General features: G+C 63.2%; 16 protein-coding genes. 8 read left to right on the top strand and 8 right to left on the bottom strand.

What is annotated here, in order from left to right:
* Positions 1-9: 9 nt before the first annotated feature.
* Together IB262_RS03730 and rpiA are read right to left on the bottom strand one after the other, a co-directional pair.
* The gene (locus IB262_RS03730; protein ID WP_112976777.1) at positions 10-558 is read right to left on the bottom strand and encodes a DUF2059 domain-containing protein; all 549 of its coding nucleotides are present in this window, start codon (positions 556-558) and stop codon (positions 10-12) included.
* Between the two features lie 119 nt (positions 559-677).
* Complete coding sequence (gene rpiA / locus IB262_RS03725; protein ID WP_034795102.1) at positions 678-1373, bottom strand: ribose-5-phosphate isomerase RpiA; 696 nt, start codon at positions 1371-1373, stop codon at positions 678-680.
* A gap of 222 nt (positions 1374-1595) precedes the next feature.
* Between rpiA and IB262_RS03720 the strand changes: the two genes are divergently transcribed.
* Positions 1596-2270 (top strand): HAD family hydrolase, encoded by a 675-nt coding sequence (locus IB262_RS03720; protein WP_112976778.1) that lies wholly within the window; start codon positions 1596-1598, stop codon positions 2268-2270.
* Positions 2271-2310: 40 nt separating this feature from the next.
* On the opposite strand, the gene IB262_RS03715 is transcribed toward IB262_RS03720, so the two are convergent.
* Positions 2311-4200, bottom strand: a complete 1890-nt coding sequence (locus IB262_RS03715; RefSeq protein ID WP_034795105.1) for a murein L,D-transpeptidase — start codon at positions 4198-4200, stop codon at positions 2311-2313.
* A 510-nt stretch (positions 4201-4710) separates the two neighbouring features.
* Between IB262_RS03715 and fumC the strand changes: the two genes are divergently transcribed.
* A complete protein-coding gene (gene fumC / locus IB262_RS03710) occupies positions 4711-6102 on the top strand; it encodes a class II fumarate hydratase (RefSeq protein WP_034795294.1) in 1392 nt (463 codons plus the stop codon).
* A 192-nt stretch (positions 6103-6294) separates the two neighbouring features.
* Positions 6295-7365 carry a GGDEF domain-containing protein gene (locus tag IB262_RS03705; protein WP_060585010.1) on the top strand — a complete coding sequence of 357 codons (1071 nt, stop codon included), beginning with the start codon at positions 6295-6297 and terminating at the stop codon, positions 7363-7365.
* Positions 7366-7462: 97 nt separating this feature from the next.
* Here IB262_RS03705 and IB262_RS03700 read toward each other — a convergent pair whose 3' ends face one another.
* From IB262_RS03700 to IB262_RS03690, 3 genes are all read right to left on the bottom strand, one after another.
* On the bottom strand, positions 7463-8233 hold the full coding sequence (locus tag IB262_RS03700) for a M15 family metallopeptidase (RefSeq protein ID WP_112976799.1): 771 nt from the start codon (positions 8231-8233) through the stop codon (positions 7463-7465).
* A gap of 69 nt (positions 8234-8302) precedes the next feature.
* Positions 8303-8911, bottom strand: coding sequence for a pyridoxamine 5'-phosphate oxidase family protein (locus IB262_RS03695; protein ID WP_112770881.1), 609 nt, complete (start codon positions 8909-8911; stop codon positions 8303-8305).
* Between the two features lie 127 nt (positions 8912-9038).
* On the bottom strand, positions 9039-9947 hold the full coding sequence (locus IB262_RS03690; protein WP_060520681.1) for an alpha/beta fold hydrolase: 909 nt from the start codon (positions 9945-9947) through the stop codon (positions 9039-9041).
* Positions 9948-9994: 47 nt separating this feature from the next.
* On the opposite strand from IB262_RS03690, the gene IB262_RS03685 reads away from it, so the two are divergent.
* Positions 9995-10477, top strand: coding sequence for a MarR family transcriptional regulator (locus tag IB262_RS03685; protein WP_034795119.1), 483 nt, complete (start codon positions 9995-9997; stop codon positions 10475-10477).
* Between the two features lie 57 nt (positions 10478-10534).
* Here IB262_RS03685 and IB262_RS03680 read toward each other — a convergent pair whose 3' ends face one another.
* Entirely contained in the window at positions 10535-10909 is a 375-nt protein-coding gene (locus IB262_RS03680; protein ID WP_034795121.1) for a DUF971 domain-containing protein, read from the bottom strand.
* A 215-nt stretch (positions 10910-11124) separates the two neighbouring features.
* On the opposite strand from IB262_RS03680, the gene moaA reads away from it, so the two are divergent.
* Positions 11125-12174, top strand: coding sequence for a GTP 3',8-cyclase MoaA (gene moaA, locus IB262_RS03675; RefSeq protein ID WP_112976779.1), 1050 nt, complete (start codon positions 11125-11127; stop codon positions 12172-12174).
* A gap of 239 nt (positions 12175-12413) precedes the next feature.
* On the opposite strand, the gene IB262_RS03670 is transcribed toward moaA, so the two are convergent.
* Positions 12414-14957, bottom strand: a complete 2544-nt coding sequence (locus IB262_RS03670) for a methyl-accepting chemotaxis protein (protein WP_112976780.1) — start codon at positions 14955-14957, stop codon at positions 12414-12416.
* Between the two features lie 454 nt (positions 14958-15411).
* On the opposite strand from IB262_RS03670, the gene IB262_RS03665 reads away from it, so the two are divergent.
* Genes IB262_RS03665 through mobB form a run of 3 tightly spaced genes read left to right on the top strand, consistent with a single transcriptional unit; the run spans position 15412 to position 17513 of the window.
* Complete coding sequence (locus IB262_RS03665; protein WP_060528791.1) at positions 15412-16320, top strand: DMT family transporter; 909 nt, start codon at positions 15412-15414, stop codon at positions 16318-16320.
* A gap of 9 nt (positions 16321-16329) precedes the next feature.
* On the top strand, positions 16330-16995 hold the full coding sequence (gene mobA, locus IB262_RS03660) for a molybdenum cofactor guanylyltransferase MobA (RefSeq protein WP_112976781.1): 666 nt from the start codon (positions 16330-16332) through the stop codon (positions 16993-16995).
* Positions 16992-17513: a molybdopterin-guanine dinucleotide biosynthesis protein B gene (gene mobB / locus IB262_RS03655; RefSeq protein WP_034795131.1), complete on the top strand. Its 522-nt coding sequence runs from the start codon at positions 16992-16994 to the stop codon at positions 17511-17513. The genes mobA and mobB overlap by 4 nt, the downstream gene beginning before the upstream one ends.
* Positions 17514-17523 lie beyond the last annotated feature (10 nt).

Raw genomic sequence — 17523 nt, 5'->3', positions numbered from 1 at the left:
CGCCGCAGCTTATTGTGCCGGCGCCTGAACTGCACCTTCGGCTGCTGCCGGCTGGGTGGAGCCGACCTTCTCGTCGAGCGACTTGGTCGCTTCCTGGGTCAGGTCGCGCGATACGCCCGATGCCCAGATGTCGGCGGCCTTCAGGAGTTCGCGGGATGCGATCGGGCCGTCGTTCAGGAGCTTCTTGCCGGCGGCCGAGTTGTAGAACTCGGTGATCGCGTTCAGCTCTTCGAGCGAAAAGGTCTTGGCGTAGATCGTCGCGGCTTCGTTCTCGAGATCGGCGCGGCGGGCAGCAAGGCTCAGCGCCTTGTCGTCGACGGTCGCGGTGATCAGTTCCTGATGGTTCGGCGATGCCTGGATCAGCGTGTTCTTCAGGCGCTCGGCAAGGTTCGGCAGAATGTTGTCGAAGCTGTTGGTTACGCCGAGAGCGGCGATCGTCGCGCGCGCCGCCTTGATCTGGTCTTCGGAGACGTCCTGGGCCTTAACCGCCGGAACGGACGCGGACAGCAGAACCGTGGTGGCAGCGAAAGTGCGGACAAGACCTGCGAGTTTGTTCATTTTTACCCTTGCTCCTGTGTTTGTCGCATGCTGCCCGGGCGATTGCCGCCGCCAGGCCCGCATGTATGGAAACCTGTTGTCTTCACCGCTCCTGCCCCCGACGGGGCAGCGAAGCCGGCTCACGACGCAGTCAGCGTGCGTGCCCCTTGCGGCCCGGCAATGATTGCCAGCGAAGCGATGCCGATGAAAAGCCCGTGCTCGACGACGCCGGGAATGGCATTCAGCTCCCCGGCGAGCGCATCTGCATCAGGAATACGGCCAAAAGATGCATCGAGAATGAGGTGCCCACCGTCCGTCAGGAAGGCGCCGTCATGGGACTGGCGGACAGTGATATCGCCGGAAAGTCCGAGGCGCGAGGCAACCTTTTCGATCGCGATCCGGGTTGCCACCTGACCGAAAGGATTGACCTCGATCGGAAGCTTGAAGGCGCCGAGAACGTCGACCACTTTCGTCTCGTCGGCAATCACGATCATGCGCTTGGACGCAGCCGCAACGATCTTTTCGCGCAGCAGCGCGCCGCCGCCGCCCTTAATCAGACGCAGCTGACCATCGACCTCGTCGGCGCCATCGATCGTCAGGTCCAGTTCGGGCAGCTCGTCGAGCGACTTCAGCGAAACACCGAGTTCGAGGCAGAGCCGCGCCGTGCGCTCCGAGGTGGGAACGCCTTCGATGCGAAAGCCCGCTGCAACCTTCTCGGCCAGGAGCCGCACAAACTCCTCGGCCGTGGAACCCGTGCCGATGCCGAGACGCATGCCGTCTTCGACATATTCCAGCGCCGCGGCCGCGGCTTTGATCTTCATTTCGCGGGCGTCCATGCGCCGGTCGCTCCCTTGTGATTCGCACGGGCAGCAGGCCGCAATCAGCGAACGGCCGCCCGTTTTCCGCTGTGACACTTACACGCCCGACGACGCAAACAAAAGTCAAAATGAAATCGGCACTCAGGATTCCGTGTGCTTGCCGGCGTCGCTTGCCATTGCAATCGCCGATGAGTTCGCCTACCCGATCAACAACGGTTTTCAGCGCCAAGAGGTTTTCTCCTGTCTTCTCCCATTGTCGTCTTCGATCTCGACGGAACGCTCGTCGACACGGCGCCAGACCTGGTCGCCAGCCTCAACCATGCGGTTACCCAGGCCGGCGTCGAGCCGGTCACCTACGGCGACCTCACCCATCTCGTCGGCCACGGTGCCCGCGCCATGATCGAGCGCACCTTTGCGATGCGGCAAAAGCCGCTCGCCGAAGACATGCTGGAATGGCAGCTGAAGGAATTCGTCGATTTCTACCACGGCTCGATGCCGGGCGATTCGCGGCCCTATCCGGGGCTGGTCGACGCGCTCGACCGCCTATCCGGCGCCGGCTTCAAGCTCGCGGTCTGCACCAACAAGCCGGAAAAGCTCGCCACGCGTCTGCTCGAACGGCTCGGCCTGATCGAGCGCTTCGCCGCGATATCGGGCGGCGATACCTTCGAAGTGCGCAAACCGGATGCTGCCCACCTGCTGCGCACGGTGTCCAATGCCGGGGGCCTGGCGACCCGCGCCGTGATGGTCGGCGACAGCCTCAACGACTTCCTCGTCGCCCGCAATGCTCAGGTACCCTCGATCGCCGTTCCCTTCGGCTATTCCGATGTTCCGGTCGAAAGCCTCGACCCCACCGTTGTCATCAGCCACTTCGACGAACTGACCCCGGATCTGGTCTCGGGCCTGTTTTCCAAATAGCAGACAAGAAAAAGGCCGCTCGAAGCGGCCTTTTTCTTGCTTATCCTTCCGCCCGGCGTGCGCCGCGCGTCGCCTCGAAGGCCCGGTTCATATACATGTCGCGCTCATAGACGTCGTTGAAGTACTCGACCACGCCGTCCTTGTTCGGCCAAGCCGTGAAGTAGGCGACGTAGACGGGAACCTTCACCGGAACCTGCAGCGCCTTGTTGCGGCCGCCGGCGATCTCCTTGCCGACATCGTCGACGCTGGTGCCGAGCACGGCCGCCGCCATCAGGCGCGGATCGGCAAGCCGCACGCAGCCATGGCTGAGCGCGCGATTGTCACGCTTGAAGAAGCTCTTCGACGGCGTGTCGTGCATGTAGATCGCGTGACTGTTGGGGAACAGGATCTTCAACTCGCCAAGCGCATTGTCGCTGCTCGGCGGCTGACGCACGGCAACCGATGCGGTCGAGCCGTTCCAGTTGACCGATGCGGACGGGACCGGGCGACCGCCGACCTCGACCTGGTAGCCCATCCGGTCGAGATAGTTCGGGTCGCTCCTGAGCTTCGGCAGCATCTCGTTAACGATGATCGACTGCGGCACGCCCCAGTAGGGGTTGACCTCGACCGTCTGGATCTCGTCCTGGAAGAAGTAGGTCTGGTTCGCCTTGGACCCGACGACGACGCGCATGGAGAACTGCTCGGCGCCCTTGTCGGCGTAGGTGGCGGTAAAGGCCGGCTGGTTGATGAAGACGTAGCGGTCGCCGAGACCATCCGGCAGCCAGCGCGCCTGCTCCATGGCGATTTCGAGCTTGTTGATCTTGGAGGCGACCGTGTCGCCGCCCGTCAGGATGCGAAGCGACGCCTGGCCGACGACACCGTCGGCCTTGAGCCCGTGCTCCTGCTGGAAGGCCTCCACCACAGCAACCAGCTCCGGCGTGTATTCCGGCGTGCCCTGGTAGGCGGCAAGAACCGTGGCATGATCGGCCTTCAGCTTCTCCGAGCCCTTGAGGCGGATACCTGCGATGACGTTGGCGAGCTCGGGATTGCTCTGACCCGGCTTCAGCAGCGTGCCGGGCGCGATTTCGACGCGCTGCTCGACGCTCTGCTCGGAGCGCAGCTTCACCAGTTCGGCAGAAAGAGCGGCAAATTGCGCGCTCTTCGGGTTCTGCTCATTGAGAAGCGCGGTCATGTCGCTGCTTGCCGACATCTTGTCGAGAAGCGGCAGCAGATCCACCGTCTTGCGCTTGAAGTCGTGGTAGCCGGAGATCTTGTTCGGGTCGATGCGACCGCGCACCGTGTCCTGCACGTAGCTGAGCGTCGCTGCCGAAAGCGCGATCTCGAACTGCACAAGCTCTTTCTCGCGGGCGATCATGTCGCCGCGATCGAACGTGTCGGAGGGCACGCTGACGGCATAATCCTGCGGATCGAGGCCGACCTTGGCGGCGTCGGCAAGAACGGCAACCGCCGCCTTCGCCTTGGCGTTGACGCCTTCGGCGCCAATCCAGATGTAATCCATACGGGCGCCGTAATGGGCTTCGACCGCCTTTGCGACGTCACCCGAGGCGCGCACATTGATGCCGGGAAGGAACTGCCGCGCGTCAGCCAGCGGCATGCGCAGCACCGGCGGCAGCGCGTCGTTGCGCACGGAGCCGGTGACCAAGGGATCGAGCAGCTTGTCGGTTGCGATCCGACGCAGCGGCTCCGCCTTGTAGGTATAGTATTTCGGGCCGGTGATCTTCGGCAGCGGCTTGGCCGCCTGCTGCGGGTCAGCCATCGTGCCGACGCCGGGGAGCGGCTGGGTCGGTTGCACCTGCTGCGCCTCGGGCTTTTTTCTGCCTGCCCGAATGAAATCGCCGAACGTGAAGGCCGAAGCCGGCCGCGCGTCCATGGTCGCGATCGCACAGCCGCTCATGAGCGCCACGATCGCTGCCGTCTTAAGAACTCTCATATGAAACTACGTCCCCGTATCGCGTTGTCGCCGAATTCGGCTGAAGCCAGATTCTCGCCACGCCCTCGTGCGCTAAAAGTTATAGAAAAGGATGGTGAATGAAAAGGAAACGCGCCGATAACGATCGTCCTCGAACCTCCGTTTAGAATCTCCCCAACGCCTCATTTGCAGGACGTTCAGCGAGCGATAAAAATTTGATCCCACTGGATTTTATTTCGGTGCGCGCGTTGGCACGGGCGGCGGCCGGCGATCGGCGCTGGAAAAGAAGATGGCGTCTGTGACCGAAACATCACAACGCCGCCAAACGCCCGGCAAGGACCGAATCACGGTGACGCGGCATGCACCCGCCACGCCCAAGGGGTTTCAAACGATTGTAGCATGGCCAGCCATGGACCGCCCCTTTACAAGCTCCAGCCGTCGAGGCAGAGAGAGGCCCGGCACCCTGGAGAGATCGGCCACACGGCCCCTCGCCCAGGCTTGATGAACCGCATGATCAAGGCAGGTATCACGATGACATCGACGCGCACGGAAACAGATACGTTCGGCCCCATCGAAGTGGCAAACGACCGCTATTGGGGCGCCCAGGCCCAGCGTTCGCTCGGCAACTTCAAGATCGGCTGGGAAAAACAGCCGGCCTCGATCGTCCGGGCGCTCGGCATCGTCAAGCAGGCGGCCGCCCGCACCAACCAGGCGCTCGGCCGGCTGGATTCGACCGTCGCCGACGCCATCGTCAAGGCTTCCCAGGAAGTGATCGACGGCAAGCTCAACGACCATTTCCCGCTCGTCGTCTGGCAGACCGGCTCCGGCACGCAGTCGAACATGAACGCCAACGAGGTGATCTCGAACCGCGCCATCGAACTGCTCGGCGGCGTCATGGGCTCGAAGAAGCCGGTGCATCCGAACGACCACGTCAACATGAGCCAGTCGTCGAACGACACCTATCCGACGGCCATGCACATCGCCTGCGCCGAGCGCGTCATCCATGACCTGCTGCCGGCGCTGAAGCACCTGCACAAGGCGCTCGAAGCCAAGGTCAAGGCGTTCGACCACATCATCAAGATCGGCCGCACCCACACCCAGGACGCGACGCCGCTGACGCTCGGCCAGGAGTTCTCCGGCTACGCGGCGCAGGTCGCCTCCTCGATCAAGCGCATCGAAATGACGCTGCCGGGCCTTTGCGAACTCGCCCAGGGCGGCACGGCCGTCGGTACCGGCCTCAATGCGCCTGTCGGCTTTGCCGAAAAGGTCGCTGAAGAGATCGCCAAGATCACCGGGATCGCGTTTACCTCGGCGCCGAACAAGTTCGAAGCGCTCGCCGCCCATGATTCCATGGTCTTCAGCCATGGCGCGATCAATGCGACAGCCGCCGCCCTCTTCAAGATCGCCAACGACATCCGCTTCCTCGGCTCCGGCCCGCGCTCGGGTCTTGGCGAACTGTCGCTGCCCGAAAACGAGCCTGGCTCGTCGATCATGCCCGGCAAGGTCAACCCGACCCAGTGCGAAGCCCTGACCCAGGTCTGCGTCCAGGTGTTCGGCAACCACGCCGCACTCACCTTCGCCGGCAGCCAGGGCCATTTCGAGCTCAACGTCTTTAACCCGCTGATGGCCTACAACTTCCTGCAGTCGGTACAGCTGCTGGCCGATGCGGCCGTATCCTTCACCGACAATTGCGTCGTCGGCATCGAGGCACGCGAAGACAACATCAAGGCGGCACTCGACCGCTCGCTGATGCTGGTGACGGCGCTTGCTCCGAAGATCGGCTACGACAACGCCGCCAAGATCGCCAAGACCGCCCACAAGAACGGCACGACGCTGCGCGAAGAAGCAGTCGGCGGCGGCTATGTGACGAACGAAGAGTTCGACGCGGTCGTTCGTCCGGAAACAATGATCAGCCCGGCCTGATCCATTTTGATACACCACGGCGCCTCCAAGGCGCCGTGGCTTTGATGTCGCGAACGCACTGTCGATCGGCAAAATCTGCCGTGATCGGTCATGATGCGGCGGCGCGACGGCGGCAAATATTAAGACTTCGCAAATCATTTGCCCCTAAAAATAATGACCGATAAGCAGCGTTTCATATTAGGGGGTTTGCAGATGCAAACGGCAAGCTCGGGCAAGGCTCAGACGCCCGATATCGCAGCGCAGGTAACCCATGCGATGCGCATGATGGGCGTGGCGCCCATCCCCCGCAACTACGAGCTCTATTACGAAGCCTATCTCGGCTCCAACCCGCAATTGTCGAAGGAGCTGGCAGCGCTCGGCAGCCGCGCGACCCAGGAAGAACTGGATGCAATCGGCGCGCAGTACTTCAGCCACATCCATCGCTCCACCGGCATCGAACGCGCCCACACCACGCTTGCGGCCAAGCTTGCCGAACTCGTCACCCTGTTGCGCGACGAGCAATATGCGCTCGAGAACTACAACAAGGTTCTCGACGAGGCCTATGTCAACATCGTCAGCAAGAGCGCGTCGAGCGCCGATATCCTGCGCAACGCAATCGGCATCCTGACCGACGCCACGGCCGAGACGATGAGCCAGGGCAAGGAACGCGTCGAGACTGTCGTGCAGAAGTCCTTCGAGATGGAGGTCATTCGGCAGGAACTCGACGAGTACAAGCGTATCGCCAACACCGACTCGCTGACGCGGCTCGCCAACCGCCGTGCCTTCGACGACAATCTGGCGGCCGTCTACAACAACGAGCACCTGCGAAACTTCACCGGCCTGCTCGTTGCCGACATCGACCATTTCAAGAAGGTCAACGACACCTTCGGCCATCCGGTCGGCGACAAGATCCTTGCGACCGTCGGCGGCGTACTGCGTGCCAACCTGCGCCGCGAAGCCTTCGTCGCGCGCACCGGCGGCGAGGAGTTCGCCATCATCCTCGGCGACAGCAGCCAGGAAGAATGCCTCCAGATCGCCGACCGCATCCGCACCGTGCTGGCCGCAACGCCCTTCCGCAACTCCAAGACCGGCGTCAATTACGGCCCGATCACGCTGTCCGTCGGCGTCTGCATGGCGACGGCCGCCGAAGACCCGGTCGACCTCTACAACAAGGCCGACATCGCGCTCTACTCGGCCAAGAACGCCGGCCGCAACAAGACGGTTCTCTTCGAAGACGGCATGCGCAAGGAATCCGGCCGCAACTGGCTGATCTACCGCCGCTGAGACCGCAGTGCCTACCTGAAATGAAACCGACAACGGGCGCCTTCACGGGCGCCTTTTGCGTTTCATGGGCAACGAGCCCGCTTTCCGCTCAAATGCGTTACCGGCGGCAGGAATCGGCGCCTGCGGCGCGAGCGATTGCGATGATCTCCGGCCGGTACTCGAAGTGCATCGTGTCGAAGTGATACCAGCGGCCGCCCCAGATGAAGCCGTGTTTCTCGAAGGCTTGGACGATGTCCAGCGGATAGCGGTTGCGATAGCCGCCCCTGGCCTTTCCGGCCCAACGCCAATAGTCGGCAAAGCGCGTGTTGATATCGATGGCCGCACCGAAGCTGTGGACCGACAGCGTCGCAGCGCCGGCAATCGGCCGCCAGTTGAAGGTACCGGCACTCGGGCTGAGATAGCGCTTGAGTTCGGCTTGCCGCGAAAGGTCCGCAATAACAGCCTTCAGCGCCGCCGCCATCCCGTGCTTCCTCGTCACTTGCAGCCGCTCGCCGAACCAGTCCACGCTCACGAGATCCCGCCGGACGGCTGCAGCGCTGCCGCCATAGAGCCGTTTCAGCAGCGCATCGCTGCGGATGCGCCCCGGGTCGAAATCGACCGCCGGTGGCGTCGCACAGGCGCCGAGCGGATAGATCTGCGACAGGCTGTCCTCGACGTCTCCTGCCGCGAGTTTCTCGGCATGGCTTTTCGCTCGGCCGTCGTCGATGACGATCGGCGGTCCGCCATCCCTGAGGACCAGGGCATTATTCTCGATGCGCTCGATGGCATCAGGGTAGCGGGCTGCCAGCAGCCTGAGCTTCTCCGACAGCAACGGCTCGGTGGCAGACGCCTTGCCGATTAGGAGAGCGAGCAGGAGTGCACCTGTCATAGCTTGCCGCAGCACCCTCGCCTCCAGCCTCTGTGCTTGGCCAATCGTGCCGATCAGCCGGGACGCAGCCTACCACATGGTCTTGGCGGCGCGCTCCGCCCATTCGCGGTCATAGGTGTCACGGTCGAAATCCGCCTTGGCGGCCTTCAGAAGCGTGCCAGGCGTCGGCAGCGATTCCGGATCGAGGAAGCGGTCTGGGTTCCAGAGCTGGGCGCGCATGACGGCGCGGGCGCATTGGAAATAGACCTCACCGATCGTCACGACGATAACGCTGCGCGGATGTTTGCCGTCGACCTCGAAGCTTTCCGTCAAGCCAGGATCGACACTGAGGACCGCCGTGCCGTTGATTCGCATCGTCGTGTTCGAGCCGGGGATCAGGAACATCAGCGCCACGCGCGGATCGCGCACGATATTGGCGAGCGAATCGACGCGGTTGTTGCCGCGCCAGTCCGGAATCAGCACGGTCCTGTCGTCGGCGATCCGCACGACGCAATCATCGTCCCCGCGCGGCGAGCAATCCAGGCCCTCCGGACCGACGGTCGCGAGCGCGCAGAAAGGCGATGCCTCGATCATCAGCCGGTATTCAGCCGTCAGCGTCTTGGTGACCTTGGCCACCGATGCTTCGCTGACGCCGCCGTAGAGCGCGTTGAGTTCCTCGACCGAGGCGATGATCGACATACCGTCCTCCAATGCTGCCAGAGTTCCCCGGGGAACGATCAGGGCGCTGATCTGCGCGCCGAATCCCGGGCCAGTGACCCTTCGGCCGATAGCATGACAGACTGATGACGACGTCAACGAAAAATAGTCAGGCGGCGGCTTTTTGATCTTCCGCGTGTATGAAGGCGTTGATTCGCGCAATCACCGGTGCGGCCGAAACAATGCGCCTGTGGCCAAAACCGTTTGCCCAGTGCATCTCGACATTCGGCCCGGCCGCCGCATAACGGCGCGCATGGTCGGCGGAGACTTCCTTGTCGTCTTCCGCATGGATGATGAGCGTCGGCACGGCACGCGCCTGGATCACCCGCGCGGCATCGAAATCATCAAGGCGCCGTCCGGACAGACGCTCGACCACGCCTTCGAAAGCCGCCTGCGCCTTTGGCGACAGGCGAAGGATTTTTCCGAACCCTTTGAAAAGCCAGGTCATCTCGCTCGGCGCGCCGATCAGCACCAGCTTTCTCGGCATATGGCTGTGCACGTCGCAGACGATGCCGCCGGCCGCACAGGCCAGGCTGCCGCCGCCGAAGGAATGGCCGACACAGACGTCGAAATTGCCGAAATGCCGCCAGGCCGCGTCGATCGCTCGAACCGCCGCCGGCATCGTCAGCGTGCGCCCCGGCGAAGCGCCGTGCCCTGGCCAATCGAGCGTCACCACCTCGGCGCCGCCCTTGACCAGGCCGTCGATCATCGCCGCCAGATAGTCGCTGCGCGATCCCCAGCCGTGCACGAGGAGAATGCGCTTGGTGTTGGCAGCCTCGCGCGGTGCGGCGAACTTGCGCGCCAGCACCCAGCCGCCGGCATAGGAGAGCGTCACCGGCTGCCCCCTGGCGATCACCGGAGCTGCAGCCGCAAGCGCCGCCCTTTCCTTGGCATTCTTCGGCCTTCTGCCGGGCGTGAGGGTGAACAGCCTGAAAGCGAGCCGCCCGGCCGCCTCGGGTGAAAACGCGTCGACGCCTTTCAGCGCGTTGCGGATGACCTTGATCGCAAAGGATGCCATAGTGAGAATCTCTAAAAATGTTCAATGCTGAACATAATTGTACAACGATGAACAAAAATCAAGTGACCACAGAACATCATTTTCCCTGGGACCACCCTCGCTTCCGCAGCTGGATCGCGGTTGCCCGTGCCTGCCAATTGATGCAGCAGACGGTAACCCGCGAGATCGCCCATCTCGATATCAAGCCCCCGCATCTCGACATCCTGATCAATCTCTACCGGTTCGACGGCATCTCGCAGCAGGAACTGGCGCGCAAGCTCCTGGTCGGCCGCTCCAACATGAGCATGCTGCTGCCGCATCTGGAAAAACGCGGCCTGATCCTGCGTCGCGGTGACGAGAAGGACAAACGGGTGCTCAGGCTATCGCTGACGCCCGAGGGCCGCACGCTGACGGAGGCCGCGATGGAGATCCACACGGCGCTGATCGAAAGATTGCTCGACGATGAGTCGATCGATGACTGCCTGGTGGTCACCCGCTCCATGGAGCGGCTGATCGGCCTGCTCTTGCGGGAGGAAGGCGAATTGGCCTGAGGTGGGCGCCACGCGGCCGTAGCGCCCCTGAAACCACACGCGGGCGCACGGTCGTCGTCAGCGAGGCTTCTCGGCCTTGTCCCGTGACATGCCCTTCTCCACGAGCTCCTGCTCGTAGCCGGCAAACAGTTCCGCACCCTTTTCGCCGAGTTCGCGCAGGTAGTTCCAGGTGAAGATGCCGGTGTCGTGGAAGTCGTCAAAGCCGATGCGCACCGCATAGTTGCCGGTCGGCTGCACCGAAATGATCTGCACGTTGCGCTTGCCGGGCACGGTCACCCGCTGACCGGGACCATGGCCCTGCACTTCGGCCGACGGCGAAAGCACCCGCAGCATCTCGGCCGAGAGATCGAAGGAGGCTCCGTCGTTGAACGTCACCACAAGCCGGTGGCGATCCTTCGACACCCGCAATTCCGTCGGCCAGACTTCGCTCATTTCGCTGCTTCCTTTCGCGTACGACAAACCGGATGCCGGCCATTCGCCGTAATCTGCGTCCCCCGATGCGGCATTGCTCTGAAGGACAACAATGCACTAGCGCAGAAATCGGCGCGCGAGAATTACCCGTCTCTTCCGATCAACACTTTGCGACAGTATGCGCCTTGACGCGACGATCTTCGACGACGACATTGAAGGGGCTGGGAGAAAGACGCTTGAACACAGCAACGATAGACAGATCTGGCGCTCTGCCGCTGGAGCAGAAGACAGCCCCGATGATCGACCCCTTCGGCCGGGCGATCACCTATCTGCGCGTGTCCGTTACCGACCGCTGCGATTTCCGCTGCACCTATTGCATGGCCGAGCACATGACCTTCCTGCCGAAGAAGGATCTGCTGACGCTTGAAGAATTGCAGCGTCTCTGTTCCGCCTTCATCGAGAAGGGTGTCCGCAAGCTCAGGCTCACCGGCGGCGAGCCGCTGGTGCGCAAGAACATCATGTTTCTGGTGCGCGAACTCGGTAGCGAGATCGAGGCCGGCCGGCTCGACGAACTGACGCTGACGACCAACGGCTCGCAGCTTGCGAAATATGCCGCCGAGCTTGCAGACTGCGGCGTCAAGCGCATCAACGTCTCGCTCGACACGCTCGACCCGGCAAAGTTTCATCAGATCACCCGCTGGGGCGATCTCTCCAAGGTCCTGGAAGGCATCGACGCAGCCCAGGCGGCCGGCCTGAAGATCAAGATCAATGCCGTTGCGTTGAAAGGCTTCAACGACGCAGAGATTCCCGATCTCATGCGCTGGGCCCATGGTCGCGGCATGGACCTGACCTTGATCGAGACCATGCCGATGGGCGAGATCGAAGAAGACCGGACCGACCACTACATGCCGCTGTCGGAAATGCGCCGGCAACTGGAAGAGCAGTTCACCTTCTCGGAGATTCCCTATCGCACCGGCGGCCCTGCCCGTTACCTCGAAGTGGCGGAAACCGGCGGAAGGCTCGGCCTGATCACGCCGATGACGCATAATTTCTGCGAGAGCTGCAACCGCGTCCGTCTCACCTGCACCGGCACGCTCTATATGTGCCTCGGCCAGAACGACGCGGCCGACCTGCGTACAGCGCTGCGCGCTTCCGAAGACGATGCCTATCTCAGCCAGGTGATCGACGAGGCGATCGGCCGCAAGCCGAAGGGCCACGACTTCATCATCGACCGCGAGCACAACCGCCCGGCGGTTGCCCGCCACATGAGCGTCACCGGCGGCTGATCTTTCATCGGGATACCAATTTGGAAGAACAACCGACAGGCGGCCCCTCAACCGCCTGCCGGCACCTTCTCCGCGCAGGTGGGGAGAAGGGAATGTGGGGCACACCTTCGTGTCCCCACGTATTCCGCGTGTAAGTGGATAGCGCCTGTATGGGCGCGCTTGACCGTCCGGCACGTTCCCTCGCCCCGCCTGCGGGGAGAGGGTTGGTCAGCGGGTGCCCAAGCCGCCCGCCCGGACACTCAAGCCGCGTAGCTTCGATGCCCCTGTCCGCGGGCGCCGATACCGTCCGTCCCGGTACGGAAGCGTTCGATCTTGTCGTTGAGCGCTTCCACCTGCCGGCGCAGGCCATGGATCTCGGCGGTGTTTTCCTCGACCATCGCGGCGTTCTGCTGGGTGATCATCTCGACCTGATGCACCGCCGAGTTCACCTCGTTGAGACCGGTGTACTGGTCGGCGGCCGAAGCCTCGATGTTGCTGACGAGGTCGTGGATCGTGCCGATGTGGCTGTTGATCACTGTCAGCGCGTCGCCGGTTTCCTGGACGAGAGCGACGCCGCTCCTCACCTGTGCCGAGCTTTCGGAAATCAGCCCCTTGATCTCGCGGGCAGCCCCGGCACAGCGCTGGGCGAGTTCGCGCACCTCCTGCGCCACCACCGCAAAGCCGCGGCCCGCCTCGCCTGCCCGCGCCGCCTCGACGCCGGCGTTGAGCGCAAGCAGGTTCGTTTGGAACGCGATCTCGTCGATGACGCCGATGATCGTGCTGATCTTCTCCGAGGAGCGGTTGATCTCGGCCATGGCATCGATCGCCTTGGCGACCACTTCGCCGGAATGCTTGGCGTAGGAGTTGGTTTCACCGACCGAAACCGTTGTCTTGCGGGCGCTTTCGGCCGTCGCGCGGACGATATCGGTCAATTGACGCAGGGCCCGCGAGCTTTCCTCGAGGGCTGCCGCCTGCTGCTCGGTCCGGCGCGCCAGATCGTCAGCCGACGCGGCGAGATTGCCGGTGCCGCCGGTGATCTCGCCGGTGACAACGCGCACGTCGGCAAGCGTCGCCCGCAGCGCCTCGACCGCATTGTTGTAGGTGCGGGCCATGATCACGTAATCGGCGGGCAGATCCTCGGACATGCCCTCTTCGAGATCGCCATCGGCAAGTGCTGCGAGCACGTCGGAGAGCGCGTTCAGCGCCTGCATCTGCTCGGCCTCGATGCGGGCGCGCTCAGCAGCCCGGCGCGTTTCCTCTTCTGCAGAAAGCGCGCGCGCGGCCTCGGCCTCACGACCAAGCCGGACATTCTCGACCGCATTGTCGCGGAAGACGGCAACCGAGCGCACCATGTCGCCGATCTCGTCGCCGCGGTTGCGGCCTTCGATGGCAACGTCGAGGTCACCGTTGGCAAGCCGCGTCATCGTTTCGGTCACGCGCTTCAGCGGACCGCGCAGCGTCTCGACCAGCATCAGGCCACCGATGATGGCGAGCAGCGTGCCGGCGATCATCGCCACGATCGAAACGTCGGCCGAACGCTGGCTGTCGACCTTGCCGGCCTCCTGGGCGCTGCTGACGAAGCTTTCGAGCGTCGTGCTGGCGGCTGCGACCATCGTCGCCGCTTCGCTCTTTGCCGTTTGCCAGCGGCCGCCGACGTCGATCAATGCAGCGGTGTCCTTGTCGATGTTGTCGAGCGACGGGCCGAGCTTACCCGGAAGGTCGCGAAGGGCAGCGTTCTTGCCGCCGAGTTCGCCGAGCTTGGCTGAGGTTTCGCGAACCGCCAGGATGTCGGCCATGACCGGCTCGCGGCCGGCGGCATCGAGCTTGCGATGCAGTTCGCTGATGTGCAGCCGCGTGCTGTCGAGGCCCTTGAAGGTGTCGCCCATCAGCGCGATCAGGGTCTTCAGCTGCGAGATCTCGGCATCCATGCCGACGAAGCGCTTGGCGGCCGTGTCGGAATTCTTTGCGGCCTCCTTGGCAAAGTCCGCTTCGTATTTCGAGAACTTGCTGAGGATCGGCACCAGCGCGTTCTTCTTCGCCTCGTTGTCATCGCCGCCGGCAAGGGTCGCCTGCACCTTCGTTGCCTGATCCTTCAGTTCGGCAATCGGCGCCTGCACCTTTTCCGAGGCGATCTTTTCCGCCTCTTCGATCTGCTTCATGAGATGCGGCAGAAGCTTGTTCGCCTGGTCGATCTTGGCGTCGGGGTTGACGGCCATGGTTACCGGCAGGCGGAATTTCTTGATGCGCTCCGCAAGGGCCTGATAGGCGGCGGCATCGAACAGCAACGCCTTGGCAAAAGCTTCCTTCTCACCCGATTCCTTGCGGATGATGTCGATCTGCTTGTAGGCGCCATTGCCCTGTTCGGTCATGTCGGCAAGCGCCTTGTCGAGTGACGCTGTTACCTGGTCGCGCTCGAGCTTGGTCGCCCAGAGCTTGTCCGTCTGGCTGCGCATGGCTTGACCAAGCGTAAGCACCGAAGCGATTTCCGCCTTGTCCTCGGCACGGGTCAACAGGCCGTCGAGCGTCTTCACGCCGCTTTCCTGTTCGTCGATCTGGGCCGACAGTGCCGTGCGCGTCTCCTCGCTCGGCGCATCAGCAAAAGCCTGCAGCGCGCCGCGCAGCGCCTGGAAATCCGAGAGATTGTTGATGGTTTCCCGCGTCACGGTCATATGGCCGTTGAGCGTGCGGGCAGTGAAGAAGCCGATGAGACCAATGCCGGCGATAAGCGCCACGAGCGGAACCACGAAAAGCAGCACCTTGGTGACGATACGCAGCCGTTGCAGCAAGCGATCGATGAAAGACATTGCGCACCCCTGATTATTCTTATGGGAAGCAGGCCCGCGCGGCGGTTTTTCTTGGTGGAAACACCGATGGGCCATCGGCCGGAGGCTCTCCCAAGCCTCAAGCAAACGTCCCTGGAATGGCCACCCTGCAAGGTTTATTGCGGCGCCACCCCGCCGATCGCGTCATGCGAATGGATGCGGAATTGCCGCGACGATAGGCAGCGAAACTTAAGATTCCGCGAATAAGCTTATGTTCGAGCACACCGGCTTTACCGGCATGCGACAGTCTTTCCGGCAATGGTTCTCCCTCGAAGGCAATCCTTCTACTTGTCGGACAAGAAAAGTCGGAGCGGCATGCGATCCCGTTTGCACAACCCGGCAGCCAATGCTTAAACATTAGGCGATCCATTCACGGATTCGCCTCCCCATCCGCCGGCAGCGCAGGCCGCTTGCCCGGCGTCGCAGGACAGCCAGCATGCAAGCCTCCACCAATTTCCGCGGCATTCTTTTCATGTGCCTGGCGATGGTCACGTTCTCGTGCAACGACGCGCTCGTCAAATCCGTCACCGGCGCAATGAATGTGGGGCAGATCATCTTCGTGCGCGGTTTGCTGACGACGCTGATGGTCGTGCTCGCGGCCTGGCATTTTCGCGCCTTCCGGCCGATCGGAACGCTGATGCGGCCGGTGATCCTCTTGCGCATCGCCATGGAGGCGCTGGCCTCGGTCACCTATATCTCGGCCCTCGGCCAGATCCCGCTCGCCAACGCCTCGGCAATCATGCAGGCGCTTCCCCTGGCCGTCACGCTCGGCGCCGCGCTCTTCCTCGGCGAACCGGTCGGCTGGCGCCGCTGGACCGCGATCATCGCCGGCTTCATCGGCGTGCTGATCGTGCTCCGGCCGGGCCCCGAGGGCTTCACGCCGGCGGCGCTGACCGTGGTTGGGTGCGTCTTCGTCACCGCCACCCGCGACCTCTGTACCCGCCGCATCGGCCACGACGTGCCGGCGCTCTACATCACCGTATCGACTTCGCTCGTCACCACCCTCGTCGGCGCCTTGCTCATCCAGCCGATGGGCGGCTGGCAGCCGATGTCGACGACGACCATCAGCCATATCGCTGCGGCAAGCGTTCTGCTGATGCTCGGCTACCAGACGATCGTGCTGGCGATGCGGGCCGGCGACATTTCGGTGATCGCCCCCTTCCGCTACACCAGCCTGATCTGGTCGATTGCGATCGGCATCTTCTTCTTTGCCGAGGTGCCGGATCACTGGATGCTGGTCGGCGTCGCGATCATCATCGGTTCGGGTCTCTACACCTTCTATCGCGAGACGCTGCGCGGTCGCAAAGCCGTCGCCCAGCGCTCGCTGACCGGCCCACTGGAATAGGAGCCGACAATGCCCGGAAGCCGTCCCTCGCCCCTGATCAGCGCACCCCTGCCCGCCGTCGTGCTTGGCGGCGGATTGTCGCGCCGTATGGGCAGCCCGAAGTTCGGCCTTCAGCTGGGCGGCCAGACGATGTTGACGCGCATCGTCGTCCGGCTCCGGCCTCAGGTGACGAGCGTCGCCGTCAACCTCAACGTCGATCCGGCCGGCGCCATCGACAGAGGCGTGCTCGTCATCGCCGACACAGTCCCCGGTTTTTTCGGCCCGCTTGCCGGCGTGCTGACAGCCATGCGCCATGTCGCGGCGACCAATCCGGCAGCAAGCCACGTCGTCGTTGTTCCGACCGATACGCCGTTCTTTCCGGATGATCTCGTCACCCGAATGATTGCCGGCCTGACAGAGCACCAGCAGATTGCCGTTGCGGCATCCAACGGGCAGATGCATCCGTTGTTCGGGCTCTGGCCGGTCGCCCTTGCGGACGAGCTTGAGACCTTTCTGACAAGTGACCCGAAGCGCCGCGTCCGCGCCTTCATCGAACGCCACCCTTCGGTAACGGTCGATTTTCCGCTTATCGCGACGGCAGAAGGCGCATTCGATACGTTCTTCAACGTCAACACGCCCGAGGATCTGACCGACGCGGAGCAATGGTTGCGTTTCTTCGAGGATGACAAAACATGAGCGCCATGAAGATCTTCGGCATCGCCGGCTGGAAGAATTCGGGCAAGACCGGCCTGATGGTACGGCTCGTCACCGAGCTAACGCGGCGCGGCTACATCGTCTCCACCGTCAAGCACGCCCACCACGACTTCGATATCGACAAGGTCGGGGCCGACAGCTACCGTCACCGCGAGGCCGGCGCCCATGAGGTGACGATCGTCTCCGGCACGCGATTTGCCATCATGCACGAATTGCGCGGCGCCCCGGAGCCAAGCTTCAAGGAGATCCTGGCGCGGCTCGCGCCTTGCGATCTCGTCCTCATCGAAGGCTACAAGCGCGAACCGATCCCGAAGGTCGAGGCTCGTCGTCTGGAGTCAGCGAACCGCGAGCCGCTGGCGCCCACCGACCCCCACATCTGCGCAATCGCTGCCGATCATCCGGTAGAAGGCTCCGATCTGCCAGTGTTCGAGCTCGACGACACGGCGGCAATTGCCGATTTCGTCGAGAAGGTCACAGGGCTACAGCGCAAAGGCGTCTGAAATGCGCGAA

The organism is Ensifer sp. ENS02, assembly GCF_014851885.1.
In the GTDB taxonomy this organism is placed as follows: domain Bacteria; phylum Pseudomonadota; class Alphaproteobacteria; order Rhizobiales; family Rhizobiaceae; genus Ensifer; species Ensifer adhaerens.
Note: the sequence above shows the minus strand (reverse complement) of the source record. Positions and strands in the feature narration are given on the sequence as shown.